This is a genomic window from Nocardia sp. NPDC004573 (genome assembly GCF_053602135.1).
In genome coordinates, this window is record NZ_JBSGDA010000008.1 from 97,857 (window position 1) to 112,460 (window position 14,604).

General features: G+C 69.3%; 15 protein-coding genes. 8 read left to right on the forward strand and 7 right to left on the reverse strand.

Features of this window, described 5'->3' with window-relative positions; translation table 11 throughout:
- Positions 1–5: 5 nt before the first annotated feature.
- The gene (locus tag ACWEKR_RS15265; RefSeq protein WP_452354982.1) at positions 6–1,103 is read left to right on the forward strand and encodes a CSLREA domain-containing protein; all 1,098 of its coding nucleotides are present in this window, start codon (positions 6–8) and stop codon (positions 1,101–1,103) included.
- On the opposite strand, the gene ACWEKR_RS15270 is transcribed toward ACWEKR_RS15265, so the two are convergent.
- The 3 genes from ACWEKR_RS15270 to ctaC form a co-directional block, all read right to left on the reverse strand.
- Positions 1,100–1,759, reverse strand: coding sequence for a TetR/AcrR family transcriptional regulator (locus ACWEKR_RS15270; protein WP_452354983.1), 660 nt, complete (start codon positions 1,757–1,759; stop codon positions 1,100–1,102). The two genes, ACWEKR_RS15265 and ACWEKR_RS15270, sit on opposite strands and share 4 nt — an antisense overlap.
- Before the next feature lie 107 nt (positions 1,760–1,866).
- Positions 1,867–2,283 carry a cytochrome c oxidase subunit 4 gene (locus ACWEKR_RS15275; protein WP_063020277.1) on the reverse strand — a complete coding sequence of 139 codons (417 nt, stop codon included), beginning with the start codon at positions 2,281–2,283 and terminating at the stop codon, positions 1,867–1,869.
- A gap of 14 nt (positions 2,284–2,297) precedes the next feature.
- Entirely contained in the window at positions 2,298–3,389 is a 1,092-nt protein-coding gene (gene ctaC, locus ACWEKR_RS15280; RefSeq protein ID WP_195090702.1) for an aa3-type cytochrome oxidase subunit II, read from the reverse strand.
- 365 nt (positions 3,390–3,754) lie between these two features.
- On the opposite strand from ctaC, the gene asnB reads away from it, so the two are divergent.
- Positions 3,755–5,698 carry an asparagine synthase (glutamine-hydrolyzing) gene (gene asnB / locus ACWEKR_RS15285; protein ID WP_195090700.1) on the forward strand — a complete coding sequence of 648 codons (1,944 nt, stop codon included), beginning with the start codon at positions 3,755–3,757 and terminating at the stop codon, positions 5,696–5,698.
- 62 nt (positions 5,699–5,760) lie between these two features.
- Here the strand turns inward: asnB and ACWEKR_RS15290 are convergent, their stop codons facing one another.
- Together ACWEKR_RS15290 and ACWEKR_RS15295 are read right to left on the reverse strand one after the other, a co-directional pair.
- A complete protein-coding gene (locus tag ACWEKR_RS15290) occupies positions 5,761–6,729 on the reverse strand; it encodes a carbohydrate kinase family protein (RefSeq protein ID WP_195090343.1) in 969 nt (322 codons plus the stop codon).
- Between the two features lie 252 nt (positions 6,730–6,981).
- Entirely contained in the window at positions 6,982–7,332 is a 351-nt protein-coding gene (locus ACWEKR_RS15295) for a HesB/IscA family protein (protein ID WP_039797033.1), read from the reverse strand.
- Positions 7,333–7,529: 197 nt separating this feature from the next.
- Here ACWEKR_RS15295 and ACWEKR_RS15300 point away from each other — a divergent pair, with 197 nt between their 5' ends.
- The gene (locus ACWEKR_RS15300) at positions 7,530–8,201 is read left to right on the forward strand and encodes a DUF3043 domain-containing protein (RefSeq protein WP_452354984.1); all 672 of its coding nucleotides are present in this window, start codon (positions 7,530–7,532) and stop codon (positions 8,199–8,201) included.
- Between the two features lie 266 nt (positions 8,202–8,467).
- Here the strand turns inward: ACWEKR_RS15300 and ACWEKR_RS15305 are convergent, their stop codons facing one another.
- Complete coding sequence (locus ACWEKR_RS15305) at positions 8,468–8,629, reverse strand: hypothetical protein (protein WP_195090341.1); 162 nt, start codon at positions 8,627–8,629, stop codon at positions 8,468–8,470.
- A gap of 85 nt (positions 8,630–8,714) precedes the next feature.
- Between ACWEKR_RS15305 and ACWEKR_RS15310 the strand changes: the two genes are divergently transcribed.
- The 5 genes from ACWEKR_RS15310 (at position 8,715) to ACWEKR_RS15330 (ending at position 13,497) form a co-directional block, all read left to right on the forward strand.
- Positions 8,715–9,683, forward strand: a complete 969-nt coding sequence (locus ACWEKR_RS15310; protein ID WP_452354985.1) for a helix-turn-helix domain-containing protein — start codon at positions 8,715–8,717, stop codon at positions 9,681–9,683.
- Positions 9,684–9,756: 73 nt separating this feature from the next.
- Positions 9,757–10,317: a bifunctional adenosylcobinamide kinase/adenosylcobinamide-phosphate guanylyltransferase gene (locus ACWEKR_RS15315; protein WP_324198365.1), complete on the forward strand. Its 561-nt coding sequence runs from the start codon at positions 9,757–9,759 to the stop codon at positions 10,315–10,317.
- A gap of 337 nt (positions 10,318–10,654) precedes the next feature.
- Positions 10,655–11,734, forward strand: coding sequence for a nicotinate-nucleotide--dimethylbenzimidazole phosphoribosyltransferase (gene cobT, locus ACWEKR_RS15320; RefSeq protein ID WP_452354986.1), 1,080 nt, complete (start codon positions 10,655–10,657; stop codon positions 11,732–11,734).
- 172 nt (positions 11,735–11,906) lie between these two features.
- Entirely contained in the window at positions 11,907–12,662 is a 756-nt protein-coding gene (locus tag ACWEKR_RS15325; protein WP_452355134.1) for an adenosylcobinamide-GDP ribazoletransferase, read from the forward strand.
- A 121-nt stretch (positions 12,663–12,783) separates the two neighbouring features.
- On the forward strand, positions 12,784–13,497 hold the full coding sequence (locus ACWEKR_RS15330) for an MBL fold metallo-hydrolase (protein ID WP_195090336.1): 714 nt from the start codon (positions 12,784–12,786) through the stop codon (positions 13,495–13,497).
- 1 nt (position 13,498) lies between these two features.
- On the opposite strand, the gene ACWEKR_RS15335 is transcribed toward ACWEKR_RS15330, so the two are convergent.
- The gene (locus tag ACWEKR_RS15335; RefSeq protein ID WP_195090335.1) at positions 13,499–14,596 is read right to left on the reverse strand and encodes a branched-chain amino acid aminotransferase; all 1,098 of its coding nucleotides are present in this window, start codon (positions 14,594–14,596) and stop codon (positions 13,499–13,501) included.
- Between the last annotated feature and the right edge of the window lie 8 nt (positions 14,597–14,604).

Below are 14,604 nucleotides of genomic sequence, written 5' to 3' on the forward strand. Positions count from 1 at the left end.
ACTTCATGAGGACGAGCACATCCGCCGCGGCGGTCGGCGCAATCGCTGTCACAGCCCTGGTCGCGGGAACCGCGGCCGGTTTTCCCGGAGCGGCCTATGCCGACACCACACCGGAGGGAGATCCGCCGAGTGTGATCACGGTGGACAGCACAGCGGACGAAGCGGCGGCCGATCCCGGAAACGGGCGATGCCGCACGCCTTCGGGCGCCTGCACACTGCGCGCCGCGGTGCAGACCGCCAACGCTCATCCCGGGAGCACGATCGTGGTTCCCGCCGGGCGATACGTCCTGACGATCGGCCCCGACCAGCGGAAGGTGCAGGGCCGCAACCCGGACGCCACCACAGGAGACCTGAACCTCACCGCGCCGACGACGTTGCGCGGCGCAGGCCGCGAGCGAACAGTGCTGGACGCGAACGGAATCGACCGGGTGCTCAGTATCGCCGCACCCACGACGGTGACCGGATTGACGGTGACCCGCGGACGCACCGCCCAGCACGAGATCCCCTTCTACGACACCGGCGGAGGCGGCATAGCGAATTCGTCGGATCTCGTACTCGACGACGTCGTGGTCCGGGACAACAGCGCCGGGTACGGCGGCGGCATCTTCAACGTGCCGGGCTCGGACCTGCACACGCGGAATACGGTGATCACCGGCAACTCCTCCGGCGAGGCGGGCGGTGTGCGATGCGACAACACCTGTACCTTCACCGACTCCACGATCTCCGACAACCGCGTGGTCGATCCCGGAGTCTGGTATCGCCCAGGGGGCTTCGCCGGACGCGGCGGCGGCGTCGATGTCCGGGGCCGGGGCGTGGTGACCTTCGACCGCGTCACGCTCACCGGGAACACCGCCTCGGACGGCGGCAGCGGCATCAACGTGGCGCCTGCCTACCTCGACACCCTGCCACGCCAGGTGACCGATCTCATCGATATCCCGGTGGGCCGAGTCGTCCTGCGCAACTCCACCGTGCTGGGCAACAGATCCGGCGCCGCGGTGGTCAACTGCGTCGAGGTCTTCGCGACGATCGTGTCGGAAGGCGGCAACACCAGCGACGACGCTTCCTGCAACCTCACCGGGGCCGGCGACAGGGTCGTGTCCTAGTCGGCGGACGCCGCCGGCCCGAGCAACGCGAGATGGATGTGCACGATGGCGTCTTCGAGGTCCAGCAAGTCGCCTCCGGCACGAAGGGTGCGGCGAACGGCCTCGTTGGTCGCGTCGGTCACCGCCAGGTACGCGTAGTCGGGGACCGCGGGATCGGCGGGGCCCGCCTCCGCACGCCACGAGCGCAGGAACCCGGCGAACCAGCGCTGGCATCGTTCGAACGACTCGAGCGCGCGCGACCCGGCGACCGCGGTCTCCAGATAGAACGCACGGGCGAACGACGACTCGTCACGCAACAAGGTGAGGTACTCGCGAATGCCGCGGCGGAGCGCTTCCCGTGGCTGCACCGATTCCGACCGGATCTGCCGCATGACCTGCCGGAGATGGTCGATCATCAGATCGCGACCGGCGTCGGCCGCCGCGAGAAAGCAGGCTTCCTTGTCCGGGAAGTGCTGGTAGAACGTCCGACGCGAAACCTTGGCCGACGCGGCGATGTCCGCGACCGTCGCGTCGAGATAGCCGCGGTCGGCGACGACGACCGTCACGCCGAACAGCAGCCGCTCACGCTGCGACCCCGTAACGAGGTCGCGCGCGAGACCGTGCGGCCCGTGCGGTAAAGCCTGCAGAGTCGGCTCCAGCAACTTCTTACGTCCCACCCGCACCTTCTTATCAGGTGCGGCCCCGGGCCCCCCGGATCGACCACCACACACGCGAAACGGCCCCACCGGATCATCCGATGGGGCCGTTTCGGCAAGTCTTCGGCTCAGTGCTTTTCCGGGCCGAGGTAGTACTCGAACACCAGACCGGCGGCCGCGGCGAGGATGCAGACGACGCCGATGCCGATCAACCAGAACTGGAAGAACGCCAGGCCCAGGGCGGTCACCGAACCGGCGGCGGCCAGGGTGATCGGCCAGAAGCTGCCGGGCGAGAAGAAGCCCAGGTCACCGGCGCCGTCCACGATCTCGGCGTCCTCGTAGTCCTCCGGGCGCAGGTCGAGACGACGGGCGACGAATCGGAAGTAGGTGCCGATGATCAGCGACAGGCCCGCGGTCAGCACTGTGGCCGTGGTGCCCGCCCATTCGACGCCGGTGCGCGACTGGCCGGTGAAGAAGCCGTAGACCACGGCCACGATGATGAAGAACACCGTGAGCAGTTCGAAAATCCGCGCTTCGATCTTCATGTCAGATCAAATCCTCACTTGCTCTCGGCCGAGGCCGCGCTCTTGACGTCGCGCCTGGTGTTGAACGGCGTGGTGGACGTGGCCACGGGGGACTCACCGATGGACTCCAGCGCCTCGGCGTTGGTCTTGCCCGCCTGGCGCGCGTCCAGGTACTTGGTGAACTTCTCCGGCGTGACCGCGCGGACCTCGAAGTTCATCATCGAATGGAAGGTGCCGCACATCTCGGCGCAGCGGCCGACGAACGCGCCTTCCTTCTCGATCTTGGTGATCTGGAAGACGTTGTCGGAGTGGTTTTCCTTCGGGTTCGGCATCACGTCGCGCTTGAACAGGAACTCCGGCACCCAGAAGGCGTGGATCACATCGGCGGCGGCGAGCTGGAACTCGATGACCTTGCCGGTCGGCAGCACCAGGACCGGGATCTCGTTGCTCGAGCCGATCGTCTCGACCTTGTCGTAGTGCAGGTAGGAGAGGATGTCGTTCTCCGGCTTGCCGTGCACGGGGCCCGGCTGCGGGTGACCGTCCTTGGTCCGCTCCTCGTACGCCTCGAGCTGCTCCTGGCTCAGCGCCTCACGCGAGGCGTCGATGCCGTCGAATTTGTAACCGTCTTTGAAATCGACGTTGCGGTAGCCGAACTTCCAGTTCCACTGGAAGGCGGTCACGTCGACGGTGACGTCGGGGTTGTCCACCTTCTCGTGCACGTAGTTCTGCACCACCACAGTGAAGTAGAACAGCACGGCGATGATGACGAACGGGATCGCCGTGTAGGTCAGCTCCAGCGGCACGTTGTAACCGGTCTGGCGCGGGAACTCCGGGGAGTCGGCCTTCTTGCGGTGGAACGCGACGGTCCAGAAGGTCAGGCCCCAGACCAGCACGCCCATCGCCAGCGCGGCGACGACCGACCACGTCCACAGCTCCCGCATCCGGGTGGCCTGCGGCGTGATGCCCGACGGCCAGCCGAACCGCAGCCAAACATTGTCGATCGAGCAGCCCGAGACGAGCAGCGCGGTGATCCCCAAGGACACCGCCAGCCCGGCCCGCCGAAGGATGCGGCCCTGCCGTACCCGGGCGGGTCGTGCCCCGATCTCTTCGCTCGCCTTGTGCGCCACGCTCACGCCTTCCTGGTCGCCACACATTCCGACAGTGCATCATGCGGGGCTGCGATCGGCCCCGACGATACGTCCTAAGCTCGTTTCAGGGCACCCTCCGGGCCAGCGCGTTCCGCGCGGGTCGCCTGAGAGAGACCTGAGTACTACGCAGCGTAGACCAAACGCACCCCCCGTTCGTCGTCGGGTCGGCTTCGACACCTCGCCGAGCCCGCCGCGCTCACCGTCACCAGCGATTCCGCCCGGGTCGTGATGCGCACGACGCGCGGACGCCGGTGGTGCGGCATACTCGGACACTAGATTTCGTCCCTTGGCGCCCCACCCGGTGGGCGCGTATCCCGACTGTGAGAAATGAGGTTGCCGACGCCGTGTGTGGACTGCTCGGATTCCTGGCATCTGACGAGGCGGCACCTGGCACGGTGGAGCAGGTCTACGAGGCCTTGCACTGTGTGCGTCACCGCGGCCCGGACGAGCGCGGCACCTGGCACGACGACCATGTGATCTTCGGCTTCAACCGCCTGTCGATCATCGACATCGAGCACTCGCACCAGCCGCTGCGCTGGGGCCCGCCGGGGCAGCCCGAGCGCTACGCGCTCACCTTCAACGGCGAGATCTACAACTACCTGGAGCTGCGCGCGGAGCTCGCCGAGGCACACGCCGCCGAGTTCCCGGACGGCAAGATCTTCCAGACCGAAGGCGACAGCGAGGCCATCGTCGCGGCGTTCCACTACTGGGGTCCGGAGGCGGTGCGGCGGCTGCGCGGCATGTTCGCCTTCGCGATCTGGGACACCGAGACCCAGGAGCTGTTCCTGGCCCGCGACCCGTTCGGCATCAAGCCGCTGTTCCTGGCCACCGGGCCCGGCGGCACCGCGTTCGGCAGCGAGAAGAAGAGCCTGCTGGAACTGCTGCCCGCGCTGGAGCTGAGCGACGCGCTCGATCCGCGAGCGCTGGAGCACTACACGGTGCTGCAGTACGTGCCGGAACCGGAGACACTGCACAAGGACGTGCGCAGGCTGGAATCGGGCAGTTACGCCACCGTGCGTCCCGGCGCGGTTCCGGCCGTCACCCGGTACTTCACTCCGAAGTTCCCGGTGCGCCCGTTCACCCCCGGATCGGCGAACGCGCGCTACCGGGAGATCGCCGCGGCCCTCGAGGACTCCGTCGCCAAGCACATGCGCGCGGACGTGACGGTCGGCTCGTTCCTGTCCGGCGGCATCGACTCCACCGCGGTCGCGGCGCTGGCCATGCGGCACAACCCGAAACTGATCACGTTCACCACCGGGTTCGAGCGCGAGGGCTACTCGGAGGTGGACGTGGCCGCCGAGAGCGCGGAGGCGATCGGCGCGCGCCACGTGGTGAAGGTCGTCTCTCCCGCCGAGTTCGCGCAGGCGATCCCCGAGATCGTCTGGTACCTCGACGACCCGGTGGCCGACCCGGCGCTGGTGCCGCTGTACTTCGTCGCCAAAGAGGCCCGCAAGCACGTCAAGGTCGTGCTCTCCGGTGAAGGCGCCGACGAGTTGTTCGGCGGGTACACCATCTACCGCGAGCCGCTGTCGCTGAAGCCCTTCGAGAAGCTGCCCCGCGGCTTGCGCAGGCTGGCGGGCAAGCTGTCGGACCGGATTCCGGACGGCACCAGGGGCAAGAGCCTGCTGCACCGCGGCTCGCTCACCCTGGAAGAGCGCTACTACGGCAACGCGCGCAGCTTCAACGACGCCCAGCTGCGCGCCGTGCTGCGCGAGTTCCGGCCGGAATGGACCCACCAGGACGTGACCGCGCCGCTGTACGCGCAGTCGCGCGGCTGGGACCCGGTGGCCCGGATGCAGCACCTGGACCTGTTCACCTGGCTACGCGGCGACATCCTGGTCAAGGCCGACAAGATGACCATGGCCAACTCGCTGGAGCTGCGCGTGCCGTTCCTGGACGCCGAGGTGCTGAAGGCGGCCGAGGGTCTGCCGTTCGACCAGAAGATCACCAAGGAGACCACGAAGTACGCGCTGCGTCAGGCACTGGAGGGCATCGTGCCGCCGCACGTGCTGCACCGCGCCAAGCTCGGCTTCCCCGTCCCGCTGCGGCACTGGCTGCGCGGCACCGAGCTCTACGACTGGGCGCAGCAGCAGATCGCCGAATCGCAGACCGATCACCTGCTGAACAAGGCCGCGATCAGCGAGATGCTGGTCGCGCACCGCGCCGGGACCGCCGATCACAGCCGCAGGCTGTGGACCTTGCTGGTGTTCATGGTCTGGCACGGCATCTTCGTCGAGGACCGGATCAAGCCGGACATCCAAGAGCCCACGTATCCGGTTTCGCTGTAGGGGCCGGAACGACCGAAGGCGCGCACCCGGCCGGATGCGCGCCTTCGGTCGATGATTATCGATCAGAGCAGCGTCTTGATGTCCGCAGCGGCCTCGGGGCCGTAGGCCTGGGTGAGGCGCTCCAGCGCGGACTCCTTGTTCAGCGTCCACTCCTGCGTGCCCATGGTCTCCAGCACGAGCACGGCGATCAGCGATCCCAGCTGCGCGGAACGCTCCAGGCTCAGCCCGGCGGTGTGCGCGGTGAGGAAGCCGGCGCGGAAGGCGTCCCCGACGCCGGTCGGCTCGACCTTCTCCGCCTCGGGTACGACGCCGACGGTGACCTCGGTGCCGTCGCGGTCCACGATCCGCACACCCTCCGCGCCCAGCGTGGTGACGCGGACGCCGACCTTCTGGGCCACCTCTTCCTCGCTCAGACCGGTCTTCTGCAACAGCAGCGCCCACTCGTACTTGTTCGTGAACAGGTACGCGGCGCCATCGATGAGCTGCACCGACTGATCGCCGTCCAGACGGGCCAACTGCTGGGAGGGGTCGGCGGCGAACGGAATGCCGAGCTCACGGCATTCGGCGGTGTGCCGCAGCATCGCCTCCGGGTCGTTCGCGCCGACCAGCACGAGGTCGAGCGCCCGGCTCTCGGCCAGCTCGGCGATGGAGATGTCGCGGGCCTCGCTCATCGCGCCCGGGTAGAACGACGCGATCTGGGCCATGTCGTCGTCGGTGGTGCAGACGAAACGCGCGGTGTGCGCGCGATCGGACACCAGCACGGTGGAGCAGTCGACCCCGTGCTTCTCCAACCAGGCGCGGTACTCGCCGAAGTCCGCGCCGACGGCGCCGACGAGCAGGGGGGTGCGATTGAGCAGGCCCATGGCGTAGGCGATGTTGCCGCCGACGCCGCCGCGACGGATCTGCAGATCATCGACGAGAAAGCTCAGAGACACATGGTCGAGCTGATCGGCCAGCAGTACGTCGGCGAACCGTCCGGGGAAACGCATGAGGTGATCGGTCGCAATGGACGCGGAAACGGCGATGGACACGTGGCTGAGCCCCTTCAACGGTAGGCGGCAGGCGGTGCAGACCGGGACGCGAGTCCCGATCTCACCGTAGCTGATGCCGCCTCTCCGGGTCTTCAGGCCGTACTAGTTGAGCGACACCGGATTTGCGTTCAGGTCTTGCGTCAGTGCCGCTCGGGTCCTGGGCGTTCCCGACGAGTTACCCATGTCCTCACGAGATCAGTTGTTCCGTTCGAACACGGCCGACCTCCGCGGCCGCGCCGGAAGGCGATTACCTCAGTTGAAGGAGTCGCCGCAGGCGCAGGAGCCGGTGGCGTTCGGGTTGTCGATGGTGAAGCCCTGCTTCTCGATGGTGTCGACGAAGTCGATCGAGGCGCCCTGCACGTACGGCGCGCTCATCCGGTCGACGGCCAGCGTGACGCCACCGAAGTCGACGGTCAGATCGCCGTCGAGCGAGCGGTCGTCGAAGAACAGCTGGTAGCGCAGGCCCGCACAACCACCCGGCTGCACCGCGATCCGCAGCGCCAGGTCGTCGCGACCTTCCTGGTCCAGCAGTGCCTTCGCCTTCGCGGCGGCGGCGTCGGTCAGAGTCACACCGTGGGTGGCGGTCTCGTTCTGCACAGTCATGAACTCTCCTCGAGGAACCTGTGGTCAACCCGTGAACAGCGCACGGGTCGTGTCGGTCAACACCACTCGGCAGGCTGCTATTCCTCCATCTTGCCACCAGCCGGTCCGTAGGGACACGCAACCTCCGTGACCCCGCACACTCCCGGCGAATCGGACCGCATTTCTCGCCGCGCTGCCCATCGAATAGCCTGGTCGGTGTGAAGTTGTTCCGTCGCGGCGAGTCCAGCACCACCGACGCGACCGCCGAATCGACGGTGGTCACGAACGGTGACTCGGCCGCGGGCACCACCCGCGCGGCGGCCACGGCCACCGCGGGCAAGGGCCGTCCCACCCCGAAACGCCGTGACGCCCAAGGCAAGCGCCGCGGCCCGGTAGCACCCGCTCCGCTCACCGCGAAGGAGGCCCGCGCCCGGCGCAAGGCCGCGCGGGGCACCAGAGCGGAGCGCAAGGCCGCGGCCGCTCGACGACGCGAGGCCGCCGCCGATCGCCGCGAGCGCATGCTCGCGGGCGAGGACAAATACCTGCCGCAGCGTGACCAAGGTCCGGTCCGGGCGTTCGTCCGCGACATCGTCGACGCCCGGCGCAACCTGGTCGGCCTCTTCATGCCGATGGCGCTGGTGCTGATCCTGTCGATGTTCGTCGCGCCCGCGCTACAGACCATCGTGACCCTCGCCATGCTGGTGATGATGCTGTTCATGGCCGTCGAGGGTTTCCTGCTCGGCCGCGTCGTGAACAACCGGGTCAGGGAGCGTTTCCCGGAGACCACCGACCTCGGCTACCGGCTCGGCTGGTACGCCTTCGTCCGCGCCTCCCAGATCCGCAAGATGCGCGCCCCCAAACCGCGCGTCGGCCCGGGCGACGCTGTGTGATCTTTGCCGCGCCTTCGGCGCGGCGTGTTCGCGGCAATGCCCGGTCTCGCTTTGCCCGAAACCGGAGTTGAGCTGGCGTTATTCCGGTAGGCAGCGTCTGAGACCCCGCGTACGCGGTCTTGCCCCTTGGCCAGAGGGGGTCTGCCGGGATGCAAAGCACAGTTCGACATGGGCGAGGTGTTCGGACGCGGTGTGCGCTCTGCGCGCTCGGCGGCGGACGCTGCCCGGGCAGTGCTGCCATGAGCACGGACCCGGTGTCCCATCGGTCAGCGGTGGTGGGTGTTGCGGCCGAGCATCGCCGTCAGTTCCGAGTGCAGTCGCTCCGCGTCGCGGTCGATCACGTTCGAGGAGCCCGCGCGGGCCGTGCCGCGCGCGATGACTGTGGCGAAAGCCACGAGGACCGCCAGGGTGATGAGGAAAGTAGCCATGGCAGTAATTTTTCGCTCACTCATTTACCGCCGAAAGTGGCGGTACTGACACAGTTCGTAAAAATTCGGCCACTAGACTGGTGGCATGCTGTCGAAGGTCGCCGTGGTGCTGTCCGAACGCATGGCCATGTTCGAATTCGGGGTGGTGTGCGAGGTTTTCGGTCTCGATCGCACGGCCGACGGGCTGCCCGGCTTCGATTTCCGGGTGTGCGGGGCCGAGCCGGGCCTCCCACTGCGCTCGACGAGCCCAGGGATCACGATCACACCGGAATACGGCCTCGCGGAGCTCGCGACAGCCGATCTGGTCGCCATTCCCGCCGCCGCGGCGGACCACGGATTCGACCCGCGGGTCGTCGCTGCCGTCCGCGACGCGGCGGCAGCCGGAGCGACCGTGCTCACGGTCTGTTCCGGAGCCTTCCTGGCCGGGGCGGCCGGGCTGCTCGACGGCCGCAAATGCACCACGCACTGGCGTCATGTGGAGCAACTCGCCGCCGCGTATCCGGCGGCGACCGTCGATCCGGACGTGCTGTTCGTCGACGAGGGCGATCTGATCACCAGCGCGGGCACCGCCGCGGGCATCGACGCCTGCCTGCACCTGGTGCGGCGCGAACTCGGCAGCGGCGTGGCCAACGCGATCGCGCGGCGCATGGTGGTGCCGCCACAGCGTGACGGCGGGCAGCGCCAGTTCATCGAACGCCCCGTCGCCGCCTGTACCTCCGACAGTCTCATTCCCACCCTGGAGTGGATGAACGAGCACCTCGACCTGCCGCACACGGTCGAAGACCTGGCCACGCGCGCCAACATGTCCACCCGCACCTTCGCGCGCCGCTTCGCCGCCGAGACCGGGACCACCCCGGTGAAATGGCTCACCAACCAGCGCGTGCTGCTGGCCAAGCAACTGCTCGAGGAGACCGACTTCGGGCTCGAACGCATCGCCGCACGCTGCGGTTTCGGCTCCGGCGCCCTCCTGCGCCACCATTTCCAGCGCCTCGTCGGCATCGCCCCCACCGAATATCGTCGCCGCTTCGGCCGCAGTCCCGAAGCGGCGGGCTGACCGCTCGCGCCGCGAGACCCGGCACGCCTCGGGAGCCGCGTGGTGACCCGCCGCTGGTTGATAGCGTGCACCCGTGTCCGAACCCCCCTCGTCCGCAGCGCCACGTAGCATCCTCGTGCTCGGTGGCGCGCGGTCCGGGAAGTCGGCGTTCGCGGAGGACCTCGCGGTCCGGGCGGGCGGCCCGGTGCGCTACCTCGCCACCGCGGTACCCGATCCCGGCGACCAAGACTTCGCCGAACGCATCGCCGGGCACCGCGGCCGACGCCCCGCGGGCTGGTCGACCGTCGAAAGCGCCGATCCGGCGGAGATCCTCACCGCACCGACGCCGACGCCGCCAGTCTTCACGCTGATCGATGACATCGGCACCTGGTTGACCGCCCGCATCGATGCGCGCGAGGCGTGGGACGCCCCGCGCGGCACGATCTCCCCCGACACCGACGCGCTGGTCGCCGCCGTCGCGGCCTACACCGGCGATCTGGTGATCGTCACCCCGGAAGTGGGCATGGGCGTCATCCCGGCCACGCGCTCCGGCCGCTTGTTCCGCGACGAGATCGGCACCCTCAACCAGCGGCTGGCCCAAGTCTGCGACGAGGCGTTCTTCGTCATCGCCGGTCTCCCGGTCCGCCTCAAATAGCGTCCGAGCACGTCTTCCTCCCAGCGAGACTCGCGCCGGTCGGCCGCCTCGCGATTTCCTTGACCCGCAATCGTATTCGTGTGAGCGACGCCGATTCTGGACGTCGACCGCCCTGTCGCCTCAGCCGGTCACCCCGGCTCCTCTCCCGTGCGCCGCGTGGCACACGCCGACCTCGCCTCGGGCGATGCGGCTTCCCTCGACATCCGGACGACTCGGCGAGGCCGCGGGCGCGGCGAACCGGTGCGGCGAGGTCCGGTCACGGCCCCACGATGCGACGGGGCAATGGCAAGATTGGGCGGCGTAGTGGGCGGAACCGCCATGACCGAAAGGCTCGATAGTGACGCACGGATTCGGACCGGTAGCGCCTCCGGACGCACAATCTCGTGCGGCGGCCGAACAGCGCCAAGCGCAGCTGACCAAACCCGCCGGCGCGCTCGGCCGTTTGGAGCTCCTCGGCAACTGGGTGGCGGCCTGTCAGGGCGCCTGCCCGCCGAAGCAGTTCGAGCGTGCGCGAGTCGTGATCTTCGCCGGGGATCACGGCGTCGCCCGGCATGGGGTCTCGGCGTATCCGAGCGAAGTCACCGCGCAGATGGTCGCGAACTTCCTGGCGGGGGGCGCCGCGGTGAACGCGCTCGCGGCGGTGGCGGGCGCGACGGTGCGGGTTGCGGACATCTCCGTCGACGCGGACACCGACCCGCAAGTGTCCAAGCACAAGGTGCGCCGTTCCAGCGGGGTGATCGACCGCGAGGACGCGCTCACCGCCGAGGAGGTCCGGGCGGCGATCGAGGCGGGCCGCGCCATCGCCGACGAGGAGATCGACGCAGGCGCCGATCTGCTGATCGCGGGCGACATGGGCATCGGCAACACGACGCCGGCCACCGTGCTCGTCGCGAGCCTCACCAAGACCGAACCGGTCGCCGCCGTGGGCCGCGGCACCGGCGTCGACGACGCGGGATGGATTCGCAAGGTCGCCGCGATCCGCGACGCGATGCGCCGCGCCCGCCCGGTGGTGAAAGACCCTGTCGAGCTGCTCCGGGTGGCCGCGGGCGCCGACTTCGCCGCGATGGCCGCGTTCCTCGCCCAGGCCGCCACCCGGCGCACGCCCGTCCTGCTCGACGGCGTCGTCGTCACGGCCGCGGCCATGGTCGCCGAAGACCTCGCCGCGGGCGCGACCGCCTGGTGGCTGGCCGGTCACCGCTCGACCGAACCGGCGCACGACCTCGCGCTGCGACACCTGCGCCTGGACCCCCTGATCGACCTGACCATGCGCCTCGGCGAAGGCTCCGGAGCCCTGACCGCCCTGCCCGTCCTCCGCTCGGCGGTGGCCGCGCTCGCGGAGATGTCCACCTTCGGTGAAGCGGGCGTCAGCACCGCCGACGCCGAACCGGCGAATACCGCGCCCGACCTGCGCAAGTGAAGTCTTCCCGCCCCCGCGACGCCGTCCTCCACCCGCCGCCGCCGAGCGGGCGACAACCGCTGCCCGCGGCTCCCGGCTCCGCGACGTGCGGGCCGACAGCCGCACCACAGCCGGTCATCGACCGGGTCTGCGGCACAACGCGCGCAACGCCGCCGAGGACACGAGGTTCGGCGTGAACGGCGTCCGGTTGGCGATCTCCTGGCTGACGGTGCTGCCGGTGCGCGGCCCGGATGCCGTGGACCGCGCGACGGCGGGCCGCGCGATCGTGCTGGCACCGCTGGTCGGCGCGCTGCTCGGCGCGGGGGCCGCGGGCCTGCTCTACGCTCTCACCCGGGCCGGGGCGAGCGCCGCGCTGGCCGGGCTGCTGGTGGTCGGCGCGCTGGCGCTGATCACCCGGGGTATGCATCTCGACGGCCTTGCCGACACTTTGGACGGACTCGGCAGCTACGGACCGCCGGATCGGGCCAGGCAGATCATGAAGAGCGGCGGGGCAGGCCCCTTCGGTGTCGCGGGCCTCGCATTCGCCATCGGGGTGCAGGCGTTTGCGTTCGCGGCGCTGGCCGACTCGGGCAGATGGCTCGCCGTCGCCCTTGCCGTGGCGACCGGCCGCGTCGCGGTGATCCTCGCCTGCCGCGGTGTCCCCGCCGCGCCGGGGACCGGGTTCGGCGTGCTGGTCGCGGGCACACAGTCGGCCGTCGCGGCGGTGTGCTGGCCGGGAGCCGCGGTCGCTGTCGCGCTGTTCGCCGTCCCGGGGCGGCCGTGGCTCGGGCCTCTCGCCGTGGCGCTCGGTCTGGCCGCCTCGGCGATCCTGGTCCGGCACTGCGCCCGCCGCTTCGGAGGGCTCTCCGGTGACGTCCTCGGCGCCGCCGTCGAGACCACGGTGGCGCTCACGGCGGCCGTGCTGTCGCTTACCGTCCAGCCCGGCTGACCGGCCGCGGCCGCCGATTCGGGTGTTTGCCCGGTACCGACCGGGAGCGAGAGTCTGAGTCACTGGAATTTTTCCGGCCGTGACGCGCGGGTCGTCTGGGTCGGGCAATAAGGTGGGCGGTATGTCTTCTGAGCGCCTGTATTTTCGCCAGCTGTTGTCGGGACGCGACTACGCCGTGGGCGATCCGATCGCGACGCAGATGCGCAACTTCGCCTATCTCATCGGCGATCGGGACACGGGCGAGTGCGTGGTGATCGATCCGGCCTACGCCGCGGGCGATCTGGTCGACATCGCCGAGGGCGACGGCTTGCGCCTGCGCGGCGTGCTCGCCACCCATCACCACCCCGATCACGTGGGCGGCACGATGCTCGGCTTCACCCTGCGCGGCGTGCGCGAACTGCTCGAGAAGACAAGCGTCCCAGTGCACGTCAACGCCACAGAGCTGCCCTGGGTAGCCAATGTCACCGGCATCGCGGAGAGCGAGCTGACCGGGCACGAGCACGGCGACAAGGTCAGCGTCGGAGCCTTCGACATCGAGTTACTACACACGCCAGGCCACACCCCGGGCAGCCAATGCTTTCTGTTCGACAACCGCCTGATCGCCGGCGACACGTTGTTCGTCGACGGCTGCGGCCGCACCGACTTCCCCGGCGGCGATTCGGACGAAATGTTCCGCAGCCTGCGCTACCTGGCCGGACTTCCCGGTGACCCGGTCGTGTACCCGGGTCACTGGTATTCGCAGGAACCCAACGCCGCGCTGTCCACTGTCCGGGACAAGAATTACGTCATGCGTCCGCAGACGTTGGAACAGTGGCACATGCTGATGCCGGGCTGAGTCACATCGGCCGCATCCACCCGTGCTTGTCCGCGAAGGTGCCGCGCTGGATGCCGGTGAGGGTATCGCGCAGAGCCATGGTGACCGCGCCGGGCTCGCCGCCGCCGATGGTGAATTCGCCCGCCTCGGAACGGACCCAGCCGACCGGCGTGATCACAGCGGCGGTGCCGCACGCGAAAACCTCGGTGATCTCCCCGGATTCGGCGCCCTTGCGCCATTCCTCCACCGAGATCTTGCGCTCCTCGACCGGGAAGCCGGAGTCGGCGGCGAGGGTGAGCAGCGAGTCCCTGGTGATGCCCGGCAGCAACGAGCCGGACAGCTCCGGGGTGACCAGCCGCGCCTCGGAGCCGGAACCGAAGACGAAGAACAGGTTGTTGGTGCCCATTTCCTCGACGTAGCGGCGCTCACACGCGTCCAGCCACACCACCTGGTCGCACCCCTTGGCCGATGCCTCGGCCTGCGCGAGCAGTGACGCCGCGTAGTTGCCCGCGACCTTCGCCTCGCCGGTGCCGCCCGGCGCGGCGCGCACGTATTCGGTGGACAGCCAGACCCGCACCGGCTTCACGCCCCGCGGGAAGTAGGCCCCCGCCGGGGAGCCGAGCAGCAGGTACTTGTACGCCGCGGCGGGCTTCACGCCCAGCCCGGCCTCGGTGGCGAACATGAACGGCCGCAGGTACAGCGAATCCTCGCCGCCCGCCGCGGGCACCCAGTCCCGGTCCACCTCCAGCAGTTGCCGCACCGACTCGACGAACAGCTCGTCGGGCAGCTCGGCCATCGCCATCCGGCGAGCCGACCGGCGGAAACGCGCGGCGTTGGCGTCGATGCGGAAGCAGGAGACGCTGCCGTCGCTCTGCCGGTAGGCCTTCAGTCCCTCGAAGATGGCCTGGCCGTAGTGGAACACCATGGTCGCCGGGTCCAGCGCGAGCGGCCCGTACGGCTCCACCCGCGCGTTGGTCCACGTGCCGCCGACGTAATCGATCGAGACCATGTGATCGGTGAAGTGGCGCCCGAACCCCGGCTCCGCCAGTACCTCTTGCCGCCGCTGCGCCGGAAGCGGCGCGGGATGCGGAACACGGGTGAACTGTGCGGCAGCGGTCATGCCGACGA

Coding starts and splice junctions, on each gene's coding strand:
- ACWEKR_RS15295 (WP_039797033.1), bottom strand. CDS start 7,332: ATGACTGTGCAGAACGAGACCGCCACCCACGGTGTGACTCTGACCGAC.
- ACWEKR_RS15310 (WP_452354985.1), top strand. CDS start 8,715: ATGCTGTCGAAGGTCGCCGTGGTGCTGTCCGAACGCATGGCCATGTTC.
- ACWEKR_RS15330 (WP_195090336.1), top strand. CDS start 12,784: ATGTCTTCTGAGCGCCTGTATTTTCGCCAGCTGTTGTCGGGACGCGAC.
- ACWEKR_RS15265 (WP_452354982.1), top strand. CDS start 6: ATGAGGACGAGCACATCCGCCGCGGCGGTCGGCGCAATCGCTGTCACA.
- ACWEKR_RS15305 (WP_195090341.1), bottom strand. CDS start 8,629: ATGGCTACTTTCCTCATCACCCTGGCGGTCCTCGTGGCTTTCGCCACA.
- ACWEKR_RS15335 (WP_195090335.1), bottom strand. CDS start 14,596: ATGACCGCTGCCGCACAGTTCACCCGTGTTCCGCATCCCGCGCCGCTT.
- ACWEKR_RS15275 (WP_063020277.1), bottom strand. CDS start 2,283: ATGAAGATCGAAGCGCGGATTTTCGAACTGCTCACGGTGTTCTTCATC.